This window comes from Chryseobacterium sp. 22543, assembly GCF_052044565.1.
Classification (GTDB): Bacteria; Bacteroidota; Bacteroidia; order Flavobacteriales; family Weeksellaceae; genus Chryseobacterium.
On record NZ_JBQENH010000005.1, the window covers coordinates 1 to 18115 of the forward strand.

Annotated in this window: 15 protein-coding genes; all 15 read right to left on the reverse strand. The window is 35.3% G+C overall.

Going from position 1 to position 18115, the window contains the following annotated elements; genetic code table 11:
* Positions 1-114: 114 nt before the first annotated feature.
* Positions 115-795: a hypothetical protein gene (locus tag ACTJIP_RS17745; RefSeq protein ID WP_180564732.1), complete on the reverse strand. Its 681-nt coding sequence runs from the start codon at positions 793-795 to the stop codon at positions 115-117.
* Positions 796-800: 5 nt separating this feature from the next.
* Positions 801-1664, reverse strand: coding sequence for a dTDP-4-dehydrorhamnose reductase (gene rfbD / locus ACTJIP_RS17750; RefSeq protein ID WP_077419570.1), 864 nt, complete (start codon positions 1662-1664; stop codon positions 801-803).
* A gap of 48 nt (positions 1665-1712) precedes the next feature.
* The gene (locus tag ACTJIP_RS17755; protein ID WP_047377420.1) at positions 1713-2198 is read right to left on the reverse strand and encodes an acyl-CoA thioesterase; all 486 of its coding nucleotides are present in this window, start codon (positions 2196-2198) and stop codon (positions 1713-1715) included.
* Between the two features lie 70 nt (positions 2199-2268).
* Positions 2269-2772: an OmpH family outer membrane protein gene (locus tag ACTJIP_RS17760; protein WP_047377419.1), complete on the reverse strand. Its 504-nt coding sequence runs from the start codon at positions 2770-2772 to the stop codon at positions 2269-2271.
* Between the two features lie 66 nt (positions 2773-2838).
* The gene (locus tag ACTJIP_RS17765) at positions 2839-3393 is read right to left on the reverse strand and encodes an OmpH family outer membrane protein (protein ID WP_047377451.1); all 555 of its coding nucleotides are present in this window, start codon (positions 3391-3393) and stop codon (positions 2839-2841) included.
* A gap of 8 nt (positions 3394-3401) precedes the next feature.
* Complete coding sequence (gene bamA, locus ACTJIP_RS17770) at positions 3402-5936, reverse strand: outer membrane protein assembly factor BamA (RefSeq protein ID WP_077419569.1); 2535 nt, start codon at positions 5934-5936, stop codon at positions 3402-3404.
* A 28-nt stretch (positions 5937-5964) separates the two neighbouring features.
* On the reverse strand, positions 5965-6714 hold the full coding sequence (locus ACTJIP_RS17775) for an isoprenyl transferase (RefSeq protein ID WP_077419568.1): 750 nt from the start codon (positions 6712-6714) through the stop codon (positions 5965-5967).
* A 1-nt stretch (position 6715) separates the two neighbouring features.
* Positions 6716-7606 carry a DUF6089 family protein gene (locus ACTJIP_RS17780; protein ID WP_077419567.1) on the reverse strand — a complete coding sequence of 297 codons (891 nt, stop codon included), beginning with the start codon at positions 7604-7606 and terminating at the stop codon, positions 6716-6718.
* Positions 7607-7819: 213 nt separating this feature from the next.
* Entirely contained in the window at positions 7820-10312 is a 2493-nt protein-coding gene (locus tag ACTJIP_RS17785; protein ID WP_077419566.1) for a polysaccharide biosynthesis tyrosine autokinase, read from the reverse strand.
* Between the two features lie 2 nt (positions 10313-10314).
* Positions 10315-11199, reverse strand: coding sequence for a polysaccharide biosynthesis/export family protein (locus ACTJIP_RS17790; protein WP_077419565.1), 885 nt, complete (start codon positions 11197-11199; stop codon positions 10315-10317).
* Between the two features lie 35 nt (positions 11200-11234).
* The gene (locus ACTJIP_RS17795) at positions 11235-12353 is read right to left on the reverse strand and encodes a glycosyltransferase family 4 protein (RefSeq protein ID WP_077419564.1); all 1119 of its coding nucleotides are present in this window, start codon (positions 12351-12353) and stop codon (positions 11235-11237) included.
* A 115-nt stretch (positions 12354-12468) separates the two neighbouring features.
* A complete protein-coding gene (locus tag ACTJIP_RS17800) occupies positions 12469-13470 on the reverse strand; it encodes a glycosyltransferase family 2 protein (protein ID WP_440704898.1) in 1002 nt (333 codons plus the stop codon).
* Between the two features lie 3 nt (positions 13471-13473).
* Complete coding sequence (locus ACTJIP_RS17805) at positions 13474-14544, reverse strand: formimidoylglutamase (protein WP_077419562.1); 1071 nt, start codon at positions 14542-14544, stop codon at positions 13474-13476.
* A 226-nt stretch (positions 14545-14770) separates the two neighbouring features.
* Positions 14771-15145, reverse strand: a complete 375-nt coding sequence (locus ACTJIP_RS17810; RefSeq protein ID WP_077419561.1) for a hypothetical protein — start codon at positions 15143-15145, stop codon at positions 14771-14773.
* Positions 15146-15523: 378 nt separating this feature from the next.
* Positions 15524-18100 carry a type I DNA topoisomerase gene (topA, locus tag ACTJIP_RS17815; RefSeq protein ID WP_077419560.1) on the reverse strand — a complete coding sequence of 859 codons (2577 nt, stop codon included), beginning with the start codon at positions 18098-18100 and terminating at the stop codon, positions 15524-15526.
* Positions 18101-18115: the final 15 nt, after the last annotated feature.

Genomic DNA, 18115 nt, shown 5'->3' on the forward strand with positions numbered 1-18115 from the left:
CCGTAATATTTAACCCTAATACACTGGAACGCAGAGAGAAAAATTTTAAACATTTGTTCTCAATTTAAATCTACCAAAAGGAAAACCTGTCATAATACTGTTGCAGGTAATTTTTTAAGGATTTTTTTCTTTGTAAATAGCGCTTAAAAATTCGGCATAGGACTTTTCCAACCCAATAATATCACCGGATTTAAGATTCAACCCTCCTACTCCTGAGTTATCCGGCTTTACTTTTAAAGATGAAACCTGAAAGTATAAGTTATCATCATTCGCTTTTGGCTGAACTTTGATAGTAGAACCCAGAAGTTTCTTGGTTGAAATTGTATAGACTTCCCCCGGAACAATTTTTAATTTTAAAAATGATCTTGGAGAGATAATATAGTCTTTACGATTGATGTTTATTTTCTGATCTTTTTCAGAGGATGCAAATATATACATCTCGCCATGCTGAGCTGCCAGCTTTTCTTTAGGTGTATAATATAAAGCAATCTTATAATTGGAAGCGTTGAATGGCTGAGCTACACCATCTATGCTTTCGAAAGGTTTTAATTCAAAAGTATTGGCACCGATCTCTTTTGCCTTTTTATAGACTAAGGAAAATGTAAGTGCATCATCTTTTGAAAAGCCCTGAACTTCTACTTCTCCTAAATAAACGGCATCAGCAGTGGCGGTTTCTTTTTTATAAAAGAATTTATCCGGGTTATCATTTGTTTTTTCAACTTTAGTCAGATAAACATTCTGTGCATTCCACAGCTGGACACACAATACGGAAAAGATGATTGCAATATTCTTCATATATATTATTGTTGTGAAAGTGTATCAACACATTCCTCAAGGCTGTTTTCCCAATGTTTGGGTTCTATTTTGTAAGTCTCTTCTATTTTATCCAAAGACATTGTACTTCTTACGGGTCTTTTGGCAGGTGTTGGATACTGTTCGGTTGTTAGTGGATTCAGTTTTACTGAAGATTTTGAAAATTCAGCAATTTTTTTTGCAAATTCAAACCATGTTGTCTCCGGATAGTTTGAGAAGTGAAAGACTCCATAGGTTTTACGGTGAGCTTTGATGATATCCATGATAGCTTCCGCCAGATCATTTGCATTGGTCGGCTGTCCAAACTGATCAGCAACAATTCCCAGTTCTTTTTTCTGAGAGAAAAGGTTCAGCATGGTTTTCACAAAATTCTTATTGAACTCTGAGTACAGCCATGAGGTTCTCAGGATAATTGTTTTAGGATTAATTTCCAGAGCAAGTTCTTCACCTTTTCTTTTTGATTCTCCATATACGCCTATCGGATTTGTAAAATCATCTTCCGAGTATGGCAGATTTGTGGTTCCATCAAAAACATAGTCTGTAGAAACATGAATCAGGGTCGTTTTATAATCTACACACGCCTGGGCAAGATGAGCTACCCCATAAGCATTTACTGCAAAAGCTTTTTCTTTTTCTGTTTCAGCCAGATCTACCGCTGTGTATGCTGAAGCATTAATGCAGTAATCAGGTTTGTTATCATAAAAGAAGTCATTCACCTGGTCTTCATTGGTAACATCAAGAGTGGATGAGTCTGTAAATAAGAATTCATATTGATGTTCAAAGTCTGGAGCTATTTTTCTAATGCAGTTTCCCAATTGTCCGTTGCTTCCTATTACTGCTATTTTTTTCATTTATATATTATTAATTTTTAAGTTGGAATCTTCAATAAGAGTTGCTGATTAAGAATTTTTTGCATTTTGGCTTCTTAAAAACTTCACTCTTGACTGGAAGTCTTTCTGAATCAAATCTACATAAAACTTGTCGAAAATTTCTTTGACATCTTCGGGATGAACTTCAGATTTTCTTGTTTTAACATTGAAATAAATAACAGTTACCCAAAGTACGGCATGGATTGTCTTTTCATCTAAACTTTTCATAAGGATTTCCACTTTTGCCGTTCTATCCTGTACATCGATGGTTTTGCTGCTGATTACTACCTGTGTGTTATATCTTACTTCTTTTAAATAGGCTATTTCATTTTGAATAGCAATCCAGGTACAGCCGGTTTTCTTGGTATATTCTTCATAGGTAAATCCGTAGAATGTTTCCACATGATCTTCTCTGGCATTGAACATATAATCAAGATATTTTACATTATTCAGATGTCCGATCGGATCGCAGTCACTAAATCTAACTTTTACCGTAGTTGATACTTCTTTTTCCATTCCGCAAAAATAAAAAAACCACCTCTAATAGAGATGGTTAGTTTTATAAATCTTTGTTAATTTGCTGAAATTATTGAACTCCAAGTTCTTTCTTTACAGCTGGAGTAGCATCTGGTCCTGCTTTATAAAGGAATGCAGTTGAGTTAGCATCCATAATATAATCGTATCCGTTAGCTTTAGCTACTTTTTCTACTGCATCGTTCAGTTTTTTCTCAACTGGACCGAAAGCCAAATCCTGCTTAGCTTGTAGATCTTTTTGAGCTTTGTCCTGCATTTGCTGGATTTCTTCAGCTAATTTTTTCATTTCAGCTTCTCTTGCTGCGTTTTCGTCAGCTGTTTTTTTCGGAGCTTCTGTTTGATATTGCTGATATTTAGTTTGAGCTGCGTCAGCTTTTTTCTTAATCTCAGCTTGTTTAGTATCTAAGAATGTTTTAAGATCAGCATCTGCTTTCTTTTTCTCCGGCATAGCGTTAAGAACTCCCATTACATCTAAAGTAGCAATTTTTTGAGCTTTTGCCATACCTACAGATACAACCATCATTACTGCTGCAAATAATACACTTAATTTTTTCATAACTGGTAAATAAATAATTTAATTTGTTTTTAGATTTTAAAATATAGCAAAAGTTAATTTTTAAACTTATTTTTTGCCTTTGCTATTTGTTTTTTCCTTCTTATCTGTTCCTTTCAACAAAACAGACAATACTTTCTCGGTGTAATCATATTTTGACTGAAGGAAAATAACACTAATGTTATTGCTTTTATCAAGAACTATGCCCAATCCATTTTTTTCGGACATTGTTTTGATGGCTCCCCAGATCTGGTCCTGAAAAGGCAAAACAAGGTTTGTTCTCAGTTTTGTAATTTCACCGTTAGCTCCAAAACGTAAGCTAGTAGTCGTTTTAATATTTTTATCGAGGTCTACAACTTCTTTTTCTCTCAGTTTAAGCTGGTCACCTATCAATAATACTTTTTCACTTTCAAAAGCAGCTTTTTTTCTTTCATATTCAGATTGAAGACTTTGAAGTTCTGACTCCCAGGTATCGATCTGAGAATTCAATCTTGCTTCAGCTTCTTTATACTGAGGTAATTTATTTAAAATTTCATTAGTATCCACTACTCCTATTTTCTGGGCATTGCTGAATCCAAAAAGCAATAGTAATGCGAACGTGAAAGTTATTTTAAAGTGCTTCATATTTGTAATTATAATGTTTGGTTCATCAAGAAGTGGTTTCTCCATCCTGACTTGTCACCTGATAATGTTTTATCAAGACCTAGTGCGAAGTCAAATCCGATTAATCCAAATGCTCCCATATAAACTCTTACTCCTATACCTACTGATCTTTTCAATTGGAACGGGCTGTAAGAACTCCATGAATTCCATACGTTACCTCCTTCAGCAAATGTCAATGCATAGATTTTTGCAGTCTGGCTCATTGAGATCGGGTATCTTAATTCTAAAGTAAATCTGTTATAGATTGTACCACCACCTGTCTGAGTAATATCATCTGCCTGACCTCCTTCTGTGCTGGCATTTTCATATCCTCTTAAAGGAATCAATTCTCTACCGTCATATCTACCTCCGAAAAGACCTGTACCTCCCATATAGAATCTTTCAAATGGCGGAGCTCCCAGTTTACTGTTATATCCGTCCATGAATCCCATTTCTGCAGAAGATCTCAAGACCAGTTTTCCAACGATTTCATTGTATACATCTGCCTTGAATTTAATCTTATAGAATTCCATCCACTTATACTTGTCAATAGCTGACATTGTAGAATAATCTTTCTTTTTAAACAATGAGTATGGAGGTGTCAGTTTTGCTGAAAGCTCAATATTGGATCCCATTGTCGGGAAGATTGGGTCGATACCTGCTGAGTTTCTGCTCAACCCTAAGTTCACACTGAAGTTATTGGCAGTACCATTCGTTTCTGTAGTATTTCCAAACTGGAATGGATAGTTATTGAAATCATACTTCTGGAACTGTAATCCTGTGTACAATGAGAAATAATCATCCGGCCAGTTCAATAGTCTGTTTAAACCAGCTGAAGCAGAGAAGATATTAAGCTTCTGAGCTGCTCCATATTGATCCGTATATCTTACTCTGGAGTTATTCAAACTTACAGAAAGGGCTGTTGCTCTTGTACCAAATAACCACGGCTCTGTAAATGATACCCCGTAATTTTGGAAATACTGTCCTGCCTGCACCTGAATAGAGAACGTTTGTCCGTCTCCCTGAGGTACTGGTTTGAAGTCTTTAAACTTAAGGAAGTTCTTTAATGAGAAGTTATTAAAAGTTAATCCTAAAGTACCAATGAAGCTGTTACCACCGTAACCTGCCTGCAGCTGTACTTGGGAAGATCCTTTTTCTACAAGCTTCCAGTTAATATCAACAGTGTTGTCCTGCTGGTTTGGCTGGATATCCTGTCCGATCTGCTGAGGGTCAAAGAATGACATCCCTGCTAAATCGAAATATGTTCTTTTAATTTCCGTTTTCTTGAATAGTTCTCCCGGTTTTGTTCTCAGTGCTCTAAGGATAACGTGGTCATGGGTTGTAGTATTCCCCTGCCATGTTACTTTATTCCAGGTAGCCTGCTCACCTTCATTAATTCTAACTTCAAGGTTTACAGCATCTCCTGATACCGATTTTTCAACAGGTGTAACATTGGAGAAAAGGTAACCGTTGTTCATGTAAACAGATTTGATATCTGAATCATCTTCTTTACCTCCATCTTCTCCAACTTTTTTGTTGAATCCTACTGCATCGTAAATATCTCCTTTCTTGTATCCTAATAATCTCTGTAAATATTCTGTAGCGTATACTGTATTCCCCGTGAATGTAACGTCCCCGATGTAATATTTTTTACCCTCATTAAGTTTTACATTGATTTCGTAGTTATTTCTTTTGTTTCTCCACACTGAATCTGAAACAATTTTCGCATCTCTATATCCCAGGGAGTTATAATAATTGATAAGACCTTGCTTATCTTCCTGATATTTATCTTCAATGAATTTTGAGGATTTCAAAATACCACCAATACCAAAACGTTTTTGTTTTGTTTCTTTGAAAGCTTTGTTTCTAAGCTTTCTATCGGTTACATTTTCGTTTCCTTCAAATTCAATATGATCAATCTTAATTCTTTTTCCCTTTTCTACATTAATAGTCCAGTCTACTAAAGCAGGATCTCCTGCGTTTACTTTATCCTGAATACTGATTTTAGCATCTGCAAAACCTTTCTTAATATAGTCTTTAGGGACATTTGTTTTAAGACTAGACACTAAGTTTTGAGTAATCTTAGTTCCTGGTTTAAGGTTGTTATCCTTTGCCAGCTTTTCACTCTTAGATTTACCAATTCCTTTTCCTGCAAATTTCACTTCTCCAAGTTCTTTCAGATCCTGCAGGTGAAATTTCAGAACGATTGTCTGTCCTTCAATGCTTTGAACATAAACTTCCACTTCAGAAAAAGATTGGGTATCCCAAAGTTTTTTAACAGCATTGCTGATTTTCTGTCCCGGAATGTCTACGCTTTCTCCTTTAGTAAGACCTGTAAATCTTAAGATCTGAGCTGGTGTATATTTTTTTACCCCATCTACAACGATGTCTTTAAGTGTATAAGTGCCTGCCTCATTTTCTGCGTGGACAGCATTATTTACTTTTGTGCTGTCTTGTGGAGTTACTTGTCCATAAAAATGTGCAGAAGCAGCAAACATAATGATGGGTAATAGTCTAAACTTCATTTTATCGAGTCTTTCTTTTCTTAAAATTTTATTGGCCTTTTACTTGCTCACCGGTTAAACCGTATCTTCTTTCTTTGTTTTGATAATCTACAATACATTGAAAGAAAATATCTTTGGTAAAATCCGGCCACAGAACATTTAAAAACTGTAGTTCTGCATAAGCGATCTGCCAAAGCAGGAAATTACTTATTCTTATTTCACCGCTGGTTCTGATCAGTAAGTCTACAGGAGGAAAATCTTTTGTATAAAGGTAGCTTTCAAATAAACTTTCGTTAATATTTTCTATCTCTACTTTTCCTTCTTTTACATCAGAACTTATATTTTTAACGGCTTCCAGCATTTCATTTTGTGAGCCATAGCTTATAGCTAATACAAGGTTTCCTTTTGTGTTTTCTTTTGTGAGTTCTACCACACGTTCCAACTGCTCTTTTACCAAAGCAGGCAGTTTATCAAGGTTCCCTATCACATGCATTCTCAATCCCTTGCTGAAGATTTCTTCTGCTTCAAGCAGTAATGTTTCTACCAGCAGGTTCATAAGGGTATTTACTTCTTCGGTTGGACGACTCCAATTTTCTGAAGAGAATGTATAAAGTGTTAAGTAAGGGATATTAATCTCATTACAGGCATTAATAGCATTTCTTACTGCATTAATGGCATTTTTGTGACCGAAAGTTCTTTCTTCGCCACGAGATTTTGCCCATCTTCCATTACCATCCATAATGATGGCTACGTGTTTTGGTAAATTCTCAGAATTTATTTTATCTTTAATCAACGACATATTATTCACAATAACATGGAGGCCTTCCGAACGAATACGTGAGCCCTAAGCTAAACGTATTCATCCAATCTTTAGATCTGCCATCTCCAATATTTCTCTTATTAATAAACTCTGTTTCTCTTTCTTTAGAAACCGCATAATAATTTCCTGACTGTAATAATGAACCTCCTGTTGCAGGGTCCAAAATATCAGCATTAAAAGAAGTTTTTACATCTTCGGAAAGGATCTTACTATGATCCAGCTGATCCGTCAATGTATATCTGAATGTAGCTTCTGCAAATATTGCCCAGGAGTGGTTGAATTTATACTTCAAACCTACCCCAAAAGGAATATGCATCGTTACTTTTTTCCCTAATGAATACTCTGTTCTTGTGGTGAAGTCCAATTCATTGATTGGAGCCTGCGCCACCCCATCTGCATCTCTTCTGAAATCATTCACAAGATTTGCTTTAGGAGCATCAAACATTAAAGCACCAACACCTCCGAAGATATAAGGGCTTAGCATGCTGATCTGCTCATTATTTACCGGGAAAAAGTTATACTCAAACATTAAACTCGCCTCATACACATTATTTTTTCCGTATGAGTTTCTATTTCTTCTATAATCTTCTTTCGCAGCTTTATCACTAAACTGAACCTGGTTGTATCCTAAATCCAATCTAACAGTCTGATGCGGGTTAAAATTAAATCTATATAACAAACCTCCATAAAATGGGATGCCCCAATCTGACACTCTGTTTAAATCCAACGGCTTCTGTAAAATATAATTTGTCCTTCCTACATCTCCCACTAGGTTACTCATACCTAGACGAACTCCCAATTCGTTTCTTTGTGCTTTAACACTTACCACTCCAAGGAAGGCAAGGAAGCTAAACAATAATTTTTTATTCATAAAAGAATATGGATTTATGGTTATTTTAAAATTTAATTTTTGCAAATATAAAACATTTTTATATTAATGATAATCTTAATGTTTAGTTAAAAATAAACAAAAAAACATAATTTGTTATAAAGTAAACGGCAAAGTGGCAAAAATATTCTTTTTTTCATAGAATGAAAATACATTAAATATGAAAAAACCCCCATTAAATGAGGGTTTAATGCTTTATTTTTTATTAAATAATACCTGTACTTTATTTCTGATCCTTATCAACAATGGTTCTTTATAATTTTTATCTTCATCAAAATATCCGTAACCATAGCCGTAGCCATAACCGTAACCGTAGCCTTGTTTTGTATTATAATCATTATAAACAAGTCCTAAATTGTCAATCTCATCATTATGATACTTATCCGTGATCATTTTCAGCATGTACTTTTCTGTGTATTCATGGCGCACAACATAAATATTGGCATCAGAATGCTTCATAAGCTCATATGAATCTGCCACTAATCCTACCGGTGGTGAATCTATAATAATGAAATCATATTTTTCTTTCAGTTCTTCTATAAATTTGATATTTCTCTGGCTCATTAAAAGCTCAGAAGGGTTTGGCGGGATAGGTCCTGAAGTGGCAACATCCAGATTTGGGATTTTTGTTTTGTTGACAATCTGATCAATTCCCACTTCCCCGGTCAGATAATTTGAAATACCATATTTATTATCAATCTTGAAGTCTCCAAAGATTTTTGGTTTTCTAAGGTCCATTCCCAATAAGATTGTTTTTTTATCACTTAATCCAATTACAGATGCCAGATTAATGGAAATATAAGTTTTTCCTTCTCCTCCGATGGATGATGTGATTAATATAACCTTCCCTTTTTGATCTTCATTATCCATCAAAAATCTCATATTGGCTCTTATTCCCCTGAAGGCTTCTGATACGGATGATTTTGGCTGCTCCAGAACAGTAAGCATATTTTCATTGTTGTTATTTCCGATAACCCCAAGAAGCGGAATTTTTGTAGCACTTAAAAGGTCTTTAATATTTCGGATCTTGTTGTCAAACACCTCACCAATCAGGATAAATAATAGTGGAAGCAGTAACATTCCAGAAATAATAGCCGTTTTCGCCAATTTAACATTAGGCCCAATTGGTCTTTGTCCTAAATTTTTAGCCGGGTCAATGACCGTTATATCAGACTGATTGGTAGCCATTCTCATCTGGGTATCACTCTGTCTGCCCAAAAGACTGTTATAAGTAGCTTCAATCATGTTATAGCCTCTCTCTGCGTCCAGATATCTTCTTTCTTTTTCAGGATAAGTCGCTAAATCAGAATTGGCACCAGCCATTTCACGGTCTATCTTATTGATTTCTTCATAATATCGGTTATAATAGCTTCTCAAACTATTGGACGACCCCATTCTTGCCTCATCAATAAGCCTGTTGATTTCTCTCATAGGCTCTGATGACGGTTTATAAATAGTGGCCATTTCAGCTTTTTTGATATATAAAGCTTTAAGTTCAGAAACCGTTGCTGTGAAAACACCATCTTCAAAACCTGCCGCATTTGTTCCGATCATTTTATCAAAATTCTGAGACTGAAGTGTGTTCTTGATATTATTCAGAGAGCTGATTTTACTGATGATATCAGCTTTTTTAGCTTCAAGTTCTTTTATTTTTTCGAGAGATTTTTCATCTCTGTCTTTAATATTATAAAGTTTTTCTGAAGTCTTTAAATAATTAAGCACATTTGCGCTTGAATCAAGTTTTTTACGGATATTCCCAAGGTTGTCTTTTAAAAAAATATCCGTATTCTTATTAACGATATTTTTATCAGCAAGTCTTTTTTTCTGCAGTTCTGCAACAGATTTATTCAGAAAATTAACTGTACTATTAAGGTTGTATCCTTTTTTAGTAATAATCATAATAGACCTGATTTCTTTGTCAAAGTCTACTCCTGTAGTAGAAACAATTTCATCTACACTCTGGTTTACAGAGTTCAGATTGATAATAATATTATCCAGCTTAATTTTGGTAGCAACAGGATTTTGAAGCAGCCTGAATCTCAGGTTAGGCGAATTATACCACTCATTAATTTTGATGGTTTTATCTGCTGGTCTGCTATAAGCGTTAATATCCTGGAATCCTTCTACTTCATAGTTATATAAGTTCGTTGATTCTCCTTCTTCAGGCAAAACCACTTCATATGCTCCATTTCCTTTCGGTATCAATGTAATAGGATAATTGATCTGCTGAAGGTGCTTTTTATCAATCTGAAGAAAAACAGGTGAATCATCTTTGTCCAGGTAAGTAGATTTTATAAGCCCTTTGGTAGAATAGTTTACAAAAAGATCTAATTCTTTTACCAAAAATTCGTTATGAGATCTGGATAAAAGCATTTTCTTCAAATAAAGCCCATCCTGATTTCCTGTATCTCCCCAAATGAAGTTAATAGATTGGTTAGATTGAGTTGGCAGAAACTCCGAAGCTTTACTGGAGGTACTTAATGATAAGTCTGATGCATAAATATTTTGTGCATAATATTTACTGTATACCCACGCTATGGCATAGCCAATGATAAGCATTAATACAAACCAGTACCAGTTTTTAAGAATCCTTTTTAAAAAGTGTTCTAAATCAAATAAGGCAAATGTCCCGGATTTATCTTTCTGAGAATTAGTCTTCTCTGCAGTGTTTACTCTTTCTGGAATCATGGCTAAAGATTTTTAAGGAGTAAATAAATAGATAATGCAGTAGTAATTACAGAAACTCCTGTAGTCAAAGTCTGGATCGGGTCTTTTCCGAATCCATTCAAGCTTTTCGCTCTTGTATTCAGATAGATTTCATCTCCGTTCTGTATATAATAATAAGGAGAGTTCATAAGATCTTCACGGGTAAGATCTATTTTTGCAATTTTGATTCCTTCCGGAAGCTTTCTGTGAATAACGACTTCTCTTTTATCAATAGTTCTGTTCAATCCACCATTAATGGCCAATGCCTCAGTAATGGTAAGGGTGTTTTTGTGGACTACTTTTTCGCCTGAAAGTCCTGTAGTTTCCACATCACCAAGAATATAATATGTAATACCGTCTGTATTCAGTCGTACTTCAGATTTACCTTCCTGGAAATTTTCATTTACTTTATCCTGTATTTCTTTTGTAATATCGTCAAGAGTTCTTCCTTCAGCTTTTACATATCCTATCCCGAACACATTGATATCACCATTGGAGTCCACCTTCAGTCCGTTAAAGTAAAAATTCATATTTCCACCTCTTCCACCTCCGGAATTAGCACTCACTACACCTGCTGCACTACCACCTCCTGATATTGCAGAACTTATTGCCCCTCCGCCGGTAACTCCGCCTGAAGTATTGTAAGAGGAATAAAACTGTGCAGCATCTCCTTTGGGAGTAGTCACAATATTAAGATTAAGGATGTCGTTTTTAGTAATCCTGTACACGGGAATATTGTACGGGATAAGACCTTCTTCGTTAATGACAAGACTTTCGCTTGGCTGCAAGTACCTCACATCTTTTGTTGTGATACATGAGGTAACTAAAAAAGGGAATATTAAAAATAAATATTTAAAATTCTTCATCATATTTGAATATTGTTTACAAAAGTAATATTTAATTGTTAATTTTTGTTATTTCTTAATCGATATAGCAAATCTGGCAGATAAGCTCCGAAAAAGCCTAATGAAATAATCACCAATAATAACAGATTGACATTTATATGTCTTAAATAATAAGCAACTCCCACAATCATCAAATAGTAAAGAATGATATAAAAAGTAGATCTTCTGTGGGTAAGATTTAGCTTCAACAGCTTATGGTGAATGTGGTTTTTATCAGCGTCAAATGGTGATTTCTTATTGTAAAGCCTTATAAATATTACATTTAATGTATCTACGATCGGAAGAATCAGGATCGCTACAGCTACTACAGGAGCAGACTGAAGGTGATATCTTGGTACATCTACCAGGTTTTTATCAATAAAAATATCTATGAAACAAATGGAGGTAAAGGCCAGTAAAAAGCCAAGCAGCATAGATCCGGTATCTCCCATAAATATTTTACGGGTACGGTAGTTAGACAGGTTATAATACAGAAAAGCCAATACAGTCCCGATAATAACAACAGATAATACCACCAGCGGATAATTATATTCTCCCAACCGGTAATAGCTTATTCCAAATAAAGCACTGCAGATTACAGAATAACCGCCTGCAAGTCCGTCTATCCCATCGATCAGGTTGAAAGCATTGATCAGAATAATAAAGGTGGTAATACTGAACAGTACACTTACAAAATACTGCAGTTCATACACACCAAATATCCCAAATAAACTTCTTATTCTAATATCTGACCCAATCACCACCAGTGAAGACACTACAATTTGTGCAACAAGTTTTTTATAAGCCCTCATTACAACAATATCATCCATTACCCCTACATAAAGCAGGATAATCAATGAAGCAAATAAAAATTTGTAGAGGTCAAAAAGCTCATAGGCAAAAATAGAAGCACAAATTCCAATTGAATAGAAAATAGCAATTCCACCAAGGTTAGGAATTTCTCTAAGATGCGAACTTCTTATCCCAGGCTCATCCATCAGATTCTTCCTTCTTGAGATCTTGACGATGGTAGGAATAGAGAAAAAAGTAATTAAAAAGGCGAATACGAAACCAAGTCCTATTTTTACATAGAAAATAGGTATTCCCGATCCGCTTAAGAACAATTCAAAATTTTTCATTCTTTCTTATTCAGCACTTGTCTCTCTCTCAATAAAAACTCATCATGTAGAACTTATAAAGAACTTCATCATCATTTTCTACTGCTCGAAACAATAGCACGTACATTTGTGTTTATTAAATTAACTTCCTTATCAATCTTTTCTGTCCTCCAAAAAACAGCAGATAAAAAATTTTTTTCTTCAAAGGCAAAGATAAAAGATAATTCTTACCAAAACGACTATACTTCAATATATCTTGAATTTTTATTTGTCTTTCCTTCATAAAAAGGACCAGCTGCTCAGACATACTATAAAATATTTCTTCTTTTTTCACAAAGGCCAGATAAGCCAGAAATGAATAAACTCCTTCAAAAATCTGGAAGTTTTTTAATTCCTCTTTTTTGTGAGAATATTGAGATTCGGTGAATACATTTTCCACATCGGCCACTGCTTTCAGCATATCAAGTCCTTTTTCCGTATGGGTCTTCGTAATAGAATCTGTACGTTCAAGATATTGATAATGGAAATTTTGGGTCTGGGCAATGGCATCACATTCCAGCAAAAGTTGTGGAATCAACTGAATATCTTCAAAATGAACACCTTTTTTAAATCTTCTTTGGTTAAAAAGTTCTTTTTTGAACAGCTTATTGCATGCAAAATAGCTGATATCCGAGAACACTGAAAAATTATTTTCAAGGGTTATTTTCTCGGGCATGTTTGGAAGCTGAGTCAGTTTTTGGGTAACCTTCCCGGTTTCGTCAACTTTCTGAATATTGCAGATCATCATTTTTGCCTGATGTTTTTCTCCTAAAAGAAACATTTCTTCAAACATTGTTTCGGAAACATAATCATCGCTGTCTACAAAACCTATATAATCTCCGGAAGCTCTGTCAAGGCCAAAATTACGGGCATCACTTAAACCTCCGTTTTCTTTAGTAAAAGCTTTTATTTTTTCCGGATATCTCTGTGCATATCCTTCAATGATTTTTCCAGAATTATCTTTACTTCCATCGTTCACTACAAGAATCTCAATATTAGAGAGGCTCTGGTTCACCAGGGAGTCAAGGCATTTTGTCAGATAATTTTCGACATTGTAAACAGGAACAATAATGGATACTTTTGGGGGAGCATTTGTCATACATTAAATTTTCGTCAGTCTTGCATTCAGCCAGCCTTTTTTAGCTTCATCAAAATCCTTTCTGGAACATGGAATGCAGTTTTCTATATTTTCATCATCGCCAAAATACCACAAATTACTGAAAGTATCACGCTTGAAAGCATATTGCCTGTCATCTATCAAAACATAGAACAGTTCATAATGCCTTTCTTTCGGATGGGAATGCTGAATATTGATTCCTTCAATCAGATACCATAACATTTGTGCTAAAAGCTGGTGGTTCAACTGGTTTTCTGAATAAATATTATAATTAAAAATCCCAACAGATTTCAGATTTTCACTTAATCCGATTTCTTTCATGTAGGCACAGATCTCTCTTCTGTTGAGTCCATTGACCTGTGGATTCATAGAAAAAGGTTCGCTGAAGCTTTCCACAGCATCACAATTTACGGTCACCAGATCTGCTTTTCTGAAGAAAGGTTCTGTTTTTTCTGTAGAATTCATCATTTCAGCGAGACGGATAATATCAAACTCTACTTCTTTGATCAGTCTTACAGAATCCATTTCATTCAAATGTTTCTGATATCCTAAATGGTGGTAATTTTTAATAGAGAAATTCTTGGCTCCGAAAATTTTGCCTAGAAAAGTATGTTCATTGATTGTTTCACCCTGTTGAAGGGAAATAATATTACTGATTTGGGTATAATTGATATTTTTCTGATGAAAATTCAAAGCAGAAAATAATGAGAACGCAAAATCATTGGATCCACCCACAATCACCGGAATTGCTCTTTTGTAATGACATGCCGACAGTACTTCCTGCAAAATATAATGGGTATCCTGAACAGATTTTCCAGATACCAGATCCCCGAGATCTACAACAGGAATTTCAAAATCCATCTGCGAAAGTTTATAAAACTCGTTCCTCACTGCTGTAAAATCCTGCACTTCTGCATCTCCGCCCACACCTCTGTAATCAGACACAAACAAAAGAACAATACTGTCTTCTCTGATATCTTTTGTAATCCGATTTCCTATCTGCCAGCTTTCTGTTTTGAAATTTCTTGGTGAAATGATAAAGTCTTCGAAATCCATATTTTAATTTGAATGTAATAATTGATTAATTGCTTGATATAACAAACATACAAAAAACATGGGAACTGAGCAGAATGTGGTATATTTTGTTCATAAAAAAGCCCTCAACATCTTTTAATAGCTTTATATTTTCGCCAACCTTATTTTTCATCAACCTTATAAAAACAAATCCGCCTCACATATTGTATGAGGCGGACTTTTTTATTATAATTCGTATGTTAACTAATTAGCACTTTCCGAATGATTGGCTGATAATTGTTATTCCGCCTATAATAATTGTAACTCTGATTCCTGTTGGAATTCCCCAGGTAGTACATATAGATAAACAAGCCTGACCAGCTGTTCCATTAGGAATACTTAAGGGTATACTGAAACAGTACTTCCCAAAACCTAATGGTAAGTTGATACAAACTTTGTTGTTCTCAACAGTAATTGAGATACACTCTGCTGTTACAAGAAGATAACCTGCACTGGCATTGGCAAGGCTTAAGTCTGTGTCTGCTCCTGATGAACGAAGATTTGCCTGACTGTCTTCGTGTGATCTTTTTGCCGCTTCTAATGCGTGCGAGATAGCTTCTTTGCTAAAATTAAATTCTGACATGATTTGATAGTTTTGTTTTTCTTACTCGTTTGGCTTTTCAGAATCCGCCTCGTTTTTAAAGTGGTTCCTGAACTCCACCGTCTGTAATATTACGATGTAAATCTATAGAATTAAAATACTGAATATCACAGTCTTAGTACTGAATTTTTCATTTGCGTATTTATACTTAAAGCTAAGTAATAAGCGTGTATAGATATTAATTCTCAATACAGAGAAATTTATTTAGTTATTATCTTGTTATAATTTTTGCATTTTTTGAAGTGATTATAAATGAAAAAACACAAGTTAAAAACTCATGTTATCACTTATTATCTTACTTTATAAAAACAGAAAAAGCACAGACCAAAATCTGTGCTTTCATATTTTAATAAAGACTATTTATTTCTTAGCTGCAGGTTTCTTGGCCGCAGGTTTTTTAGCTGTTGTAGCTGCCTTCTTAGTTGTGGCTGCTTTTTTAGCTGCAGGTTTTTTCTTTTCTGCAAAAGCTTTAGGATCCTGATCTGTAATCCATTTTTTAACCTCATCTAAAGAAAGCTCTTTCAACTCATCTGCTTCATATTTTGTATCATCTGCTTTCTTCGGAATTTTGAACATTGCCTTTCCGAATTTGATGAAAGGTCCCCATCTTCCGTTTTCAATGGAAATTTTTTCTTTTTCCCACTGCTGGATATATCGGTTGGCTTCTTTTTCAAGCTTGGCATCAATTAATTCATTGATATCGCTTTGAGAAAGATTTTCAAAGTCATATTTTTTTGGAACATTTACGAAAATAGCTTTGTATTTGATAAATGGCCCGAATCTTCCTGTTCCTTTCGTTACCGGCTCACCTTTATAGGTGGCAATTGGAGCATCAGCAATTTTCTTTTCATTGATGATTTCTTCTGCACGTTTCTGATCTACAGAAAGAGGGTCTTCTCCTTTTGGAATGCTGATATAAGTTTCTCCCCATTTCACGTAAGGACCAAATCTACCAACCCCTACAGAAACCGGCTGTCCATCAACTTCACTTAAATCGAAAGGAAGTTTGAATAGTTCTAATGCCTCTTCAAAAGTAATGGTAGCAATATTCTGACCTGTCATTAATGAAGCAAAAATTGGTTTCTCTTCATCATCAGTTTCTCCGATCTGGATCATCGCTCCAAATCTTCCGATTCTTGCATGAACATTTTTACCAGTTTTCGGATCTACCCCTAATAGTCTGTCTCCTGTTGCACGGTCTGCATTTTCTTCTACATCTTCGATTCTCGGGTGGAATTTTGAGTAGAAATTCGTCATCATTTCTTTCCATTTCTGGTCACCACTTGCAATTTCGTCAAAACTTTCTTCTACTCTTGCCGTGAAACCGTAGTCAAGAATTTCTCTAAAGTTATCAGTCAGGAAATCATTTACCACTTCACCTATATCTGTGGGTAAGAATTTATTTTTATCACCTCCGAATTTCTCTTCAAGAACTACTTTTTTGATCTTATCCTTGGCTAAAGACATTTTGATCACTTCACGGGTATGCGGCTCGATTTCTCTCTTATCCACATATTCTCTATTCTGAATCGTCTGAATCGTCGGAGCATAAGTAGATGGTCTTCCAATCCCTAATTCTTCAAGCTTTCTCACCAATCCGGCTTCGGTATATCTTGCACTTGGTCTTGTGAATTTTTCAGTAGCGGTAATAGTTTTATAGTTCAATACCTCTCCTACACTTACTTTTGGCAGTAACTTATCATTGTTTTCCTCATCTTCATCTTCTGTCTTCACAATACCATAAGCTTTCAGGAAACCATCAAATATGATCACCTCTCCCTGTGCTTCAAAATGATGGGGTAATGATGCATTCCCGATTTCGATCACAGTCTTTTCAATTTTCGCATTGGCCATCTGAGAAGCCAGTGTTCTTCTGTATATGAGTTGGTATAGCTTATTCAGCTGTGCATCTCCTATACTTTTCACTCCAAAATCCGTAGGACGGATTGCTTCGTGAGCTTCCTGTGCGGAAGCAGATTTTGTAGTATAATTTCTTGGAGAAGAATATTCTGCTCCATATTCTGATGTAATTTGTTTTTTAGCTCCTTCAATTGCTTCCTGAGAAAGATTTACGGAATCTGTTCTCATATAGGTAATGTACCCTTCTTCATACAGCCTTTGTGCCATACGCATGGTATTGGTTACATTATACCCAAGTCTTGAGGAAGCCTCCTGCTGTAATGTGGAGGTTGTAAATGGAGCTGAAGCAGAACGGGTACCCGGCTTGGTTTCAACATTCAGAACTTTAAATTCTGTAGTTTTTGCCTGCTCAAGAAATTTTTCTGCATCTTCTTCTTTTTCGAAGTCTTTTTTCAGTTTGGCAGCTATTTCCTGCTCTGTTTTATTTAAAAAAATTCCGTCAAGTTTAAAACTTGCTTTTGGTTTAAACTCACGAATCTCCTTTTCTCTTTCAACAATTAATCGTACTGCTACAGATTGTACTCTTCCGGCAGATAATCCAGGTTTTACTTTCTTCCATAAAACGGGTGACATTTCAAAACCTACAATTCTGTCCAGCACTCTTCTTGCCTGCTGGGCATTTACTAAGTTCTGATCTATATCTCTCGGATTGTCGATTGCTTTTAGAATGGCGTTTTTGGTAATCTCATGGAATACAATTCTTTTTCTGTTTTCAGGCTTCAATTTCAGCTCATCCGCAAGGTGCCATGCAATAGCCTCTCCTTCGCGGTCCTCATCGGAAGCGAGCCATACCATATCGGCTTTCTTTACTGCAGCCTTTAATTCGGTTACCAATTTCTTCTTGTCTGCGGAAACTTCGTAATCAGGACTGAATGTAGTAAGGTCTATCCCCATTCCTTTTTTAGGAAGGTCCCGGATATGCCCGAAACTGGATTTCACTTCAAAATCCTTTCCTAAATATTTTTGAATAGTTTTTGCTTTTGCCGGGGACTCTACGATTACTAAATTTTTCGACATTCTAACTAAAAATTT

What these genes read in the sequence shown, in the direction of transcription:
- ACTJIP_RS17745 (WP_180564732.1), bottom strand. Translation starts at nt 795, where the DNA reads ATGAAGAATATTGCAATCATCTTTTCCGTATTGTGTGTCCAGCTGTGG.
- rfbD (WP_077419570.1), bottom strand. Translation starts at nt 1,664, where the DNA reads ATGAAAAAAATAGCAGTAATAGGAAGCAACGGACAATTGGGAAACTGC.
- ACTJIP_RS17755 (WP_047377420.1), bottom strand. Translation starts at nt 2,198, where the DNA reads ATGGAAAAAGAAGTATCAACTACGGTAAAAGTTAGATTTAGTGACTGC.
- ACTJIP_RS17760 (WP_047377419.1), bottom strand. Translation starts at nt 2,772, where the DNA reads ATGAAAAAATTAAGTGTATTATTTGCAGCAGTAATGATGGTTGTATCT.
- ACTJIP_RS17765 (WP_047377451.1), bottom strand. Translation starts at nt 3,393, where the DNA reads ATGAAGCACTTTAAAATAACTTTCACGTTCGCATTACTATTGCTTTTT.
- bamA (WP_077419569.1), bottom strand. Translation starts at nt 5,936, where the DNA reads ATGAAGTTTAGACTATTACCCATCATTATGTTTGCTGCTTCTGCACAT.
- ACTJIP_RS17775 (WP_077419568.1), bottom strand. Translation starts at nt 6,714, where the DNA reads ATGTCGTTGATTAAAGATAAAATAAATTCTGAGAATTTACCAAAACAC.
- ACTJIP_RS17780 (WP_077419567.1), bottom strand. Translation starts at nt 7,606, where the DNA reads ATGAATAAAAAATTATTGTTTAGCTTCCTTGCCTTCCTTGGAGTGGTA.
- ACTJIP_RS17785 (WP_077419566.1), bottom strand. Translation starts at nt 10,312, where the DNA reads ATGATTCCAGAAAGAGTAAACACTGCAGAGAAGACTAATTCTCAGAAA.
- ACTJIP_RS17790 (WP_077419565.1), bottom strand. Translation starts at nt 11,199, where the DNA reads ATGATGAAGAATTTTAAATATTTATTTTTAATATTCCCTTTTTTAGTT.
- ACTJIP_RS17795 (WP_077419564.1), bottom strand. Translation starts at nt 12,353, where the DNA reads ATGAAAAATTTTGAATTGTTCTTAAGCGGATCGGGAATACCTATTTTC.
- ACTJIP_RS17800 (WP_440704898.1), bottom strand. Translation starts at nt 13,470, where the DNA reads ATGACAAATGCTCCCCCAAAAGTATCCATTATTGTTCCTGTTTACAAT.
- ACTJIP_RS17805 (WP_077419562.1), bottom strand. Translation starts at nt 14,544, where the DNA reads ATGGATTTCGAAGACTTTATCATTTCACCAAGAAATTTCAAAACAGAA.
- ACTJIP_RS17810 (WP_077419561.1), bottom strand. Translation starts at nt 15,145, where the DNA reads ATGTCAGAATTTAATTTTAGCAAAGAAGCTATCTCGCACGCATTAGAA.
- topA (WP_077419560.1), bottom strand. Translation starts at nt 18,100, where the DNA reads ATGTCGAAAAATTTAGTAATCGTAGAGTCCCCGGCAAAAGCAAAAACT.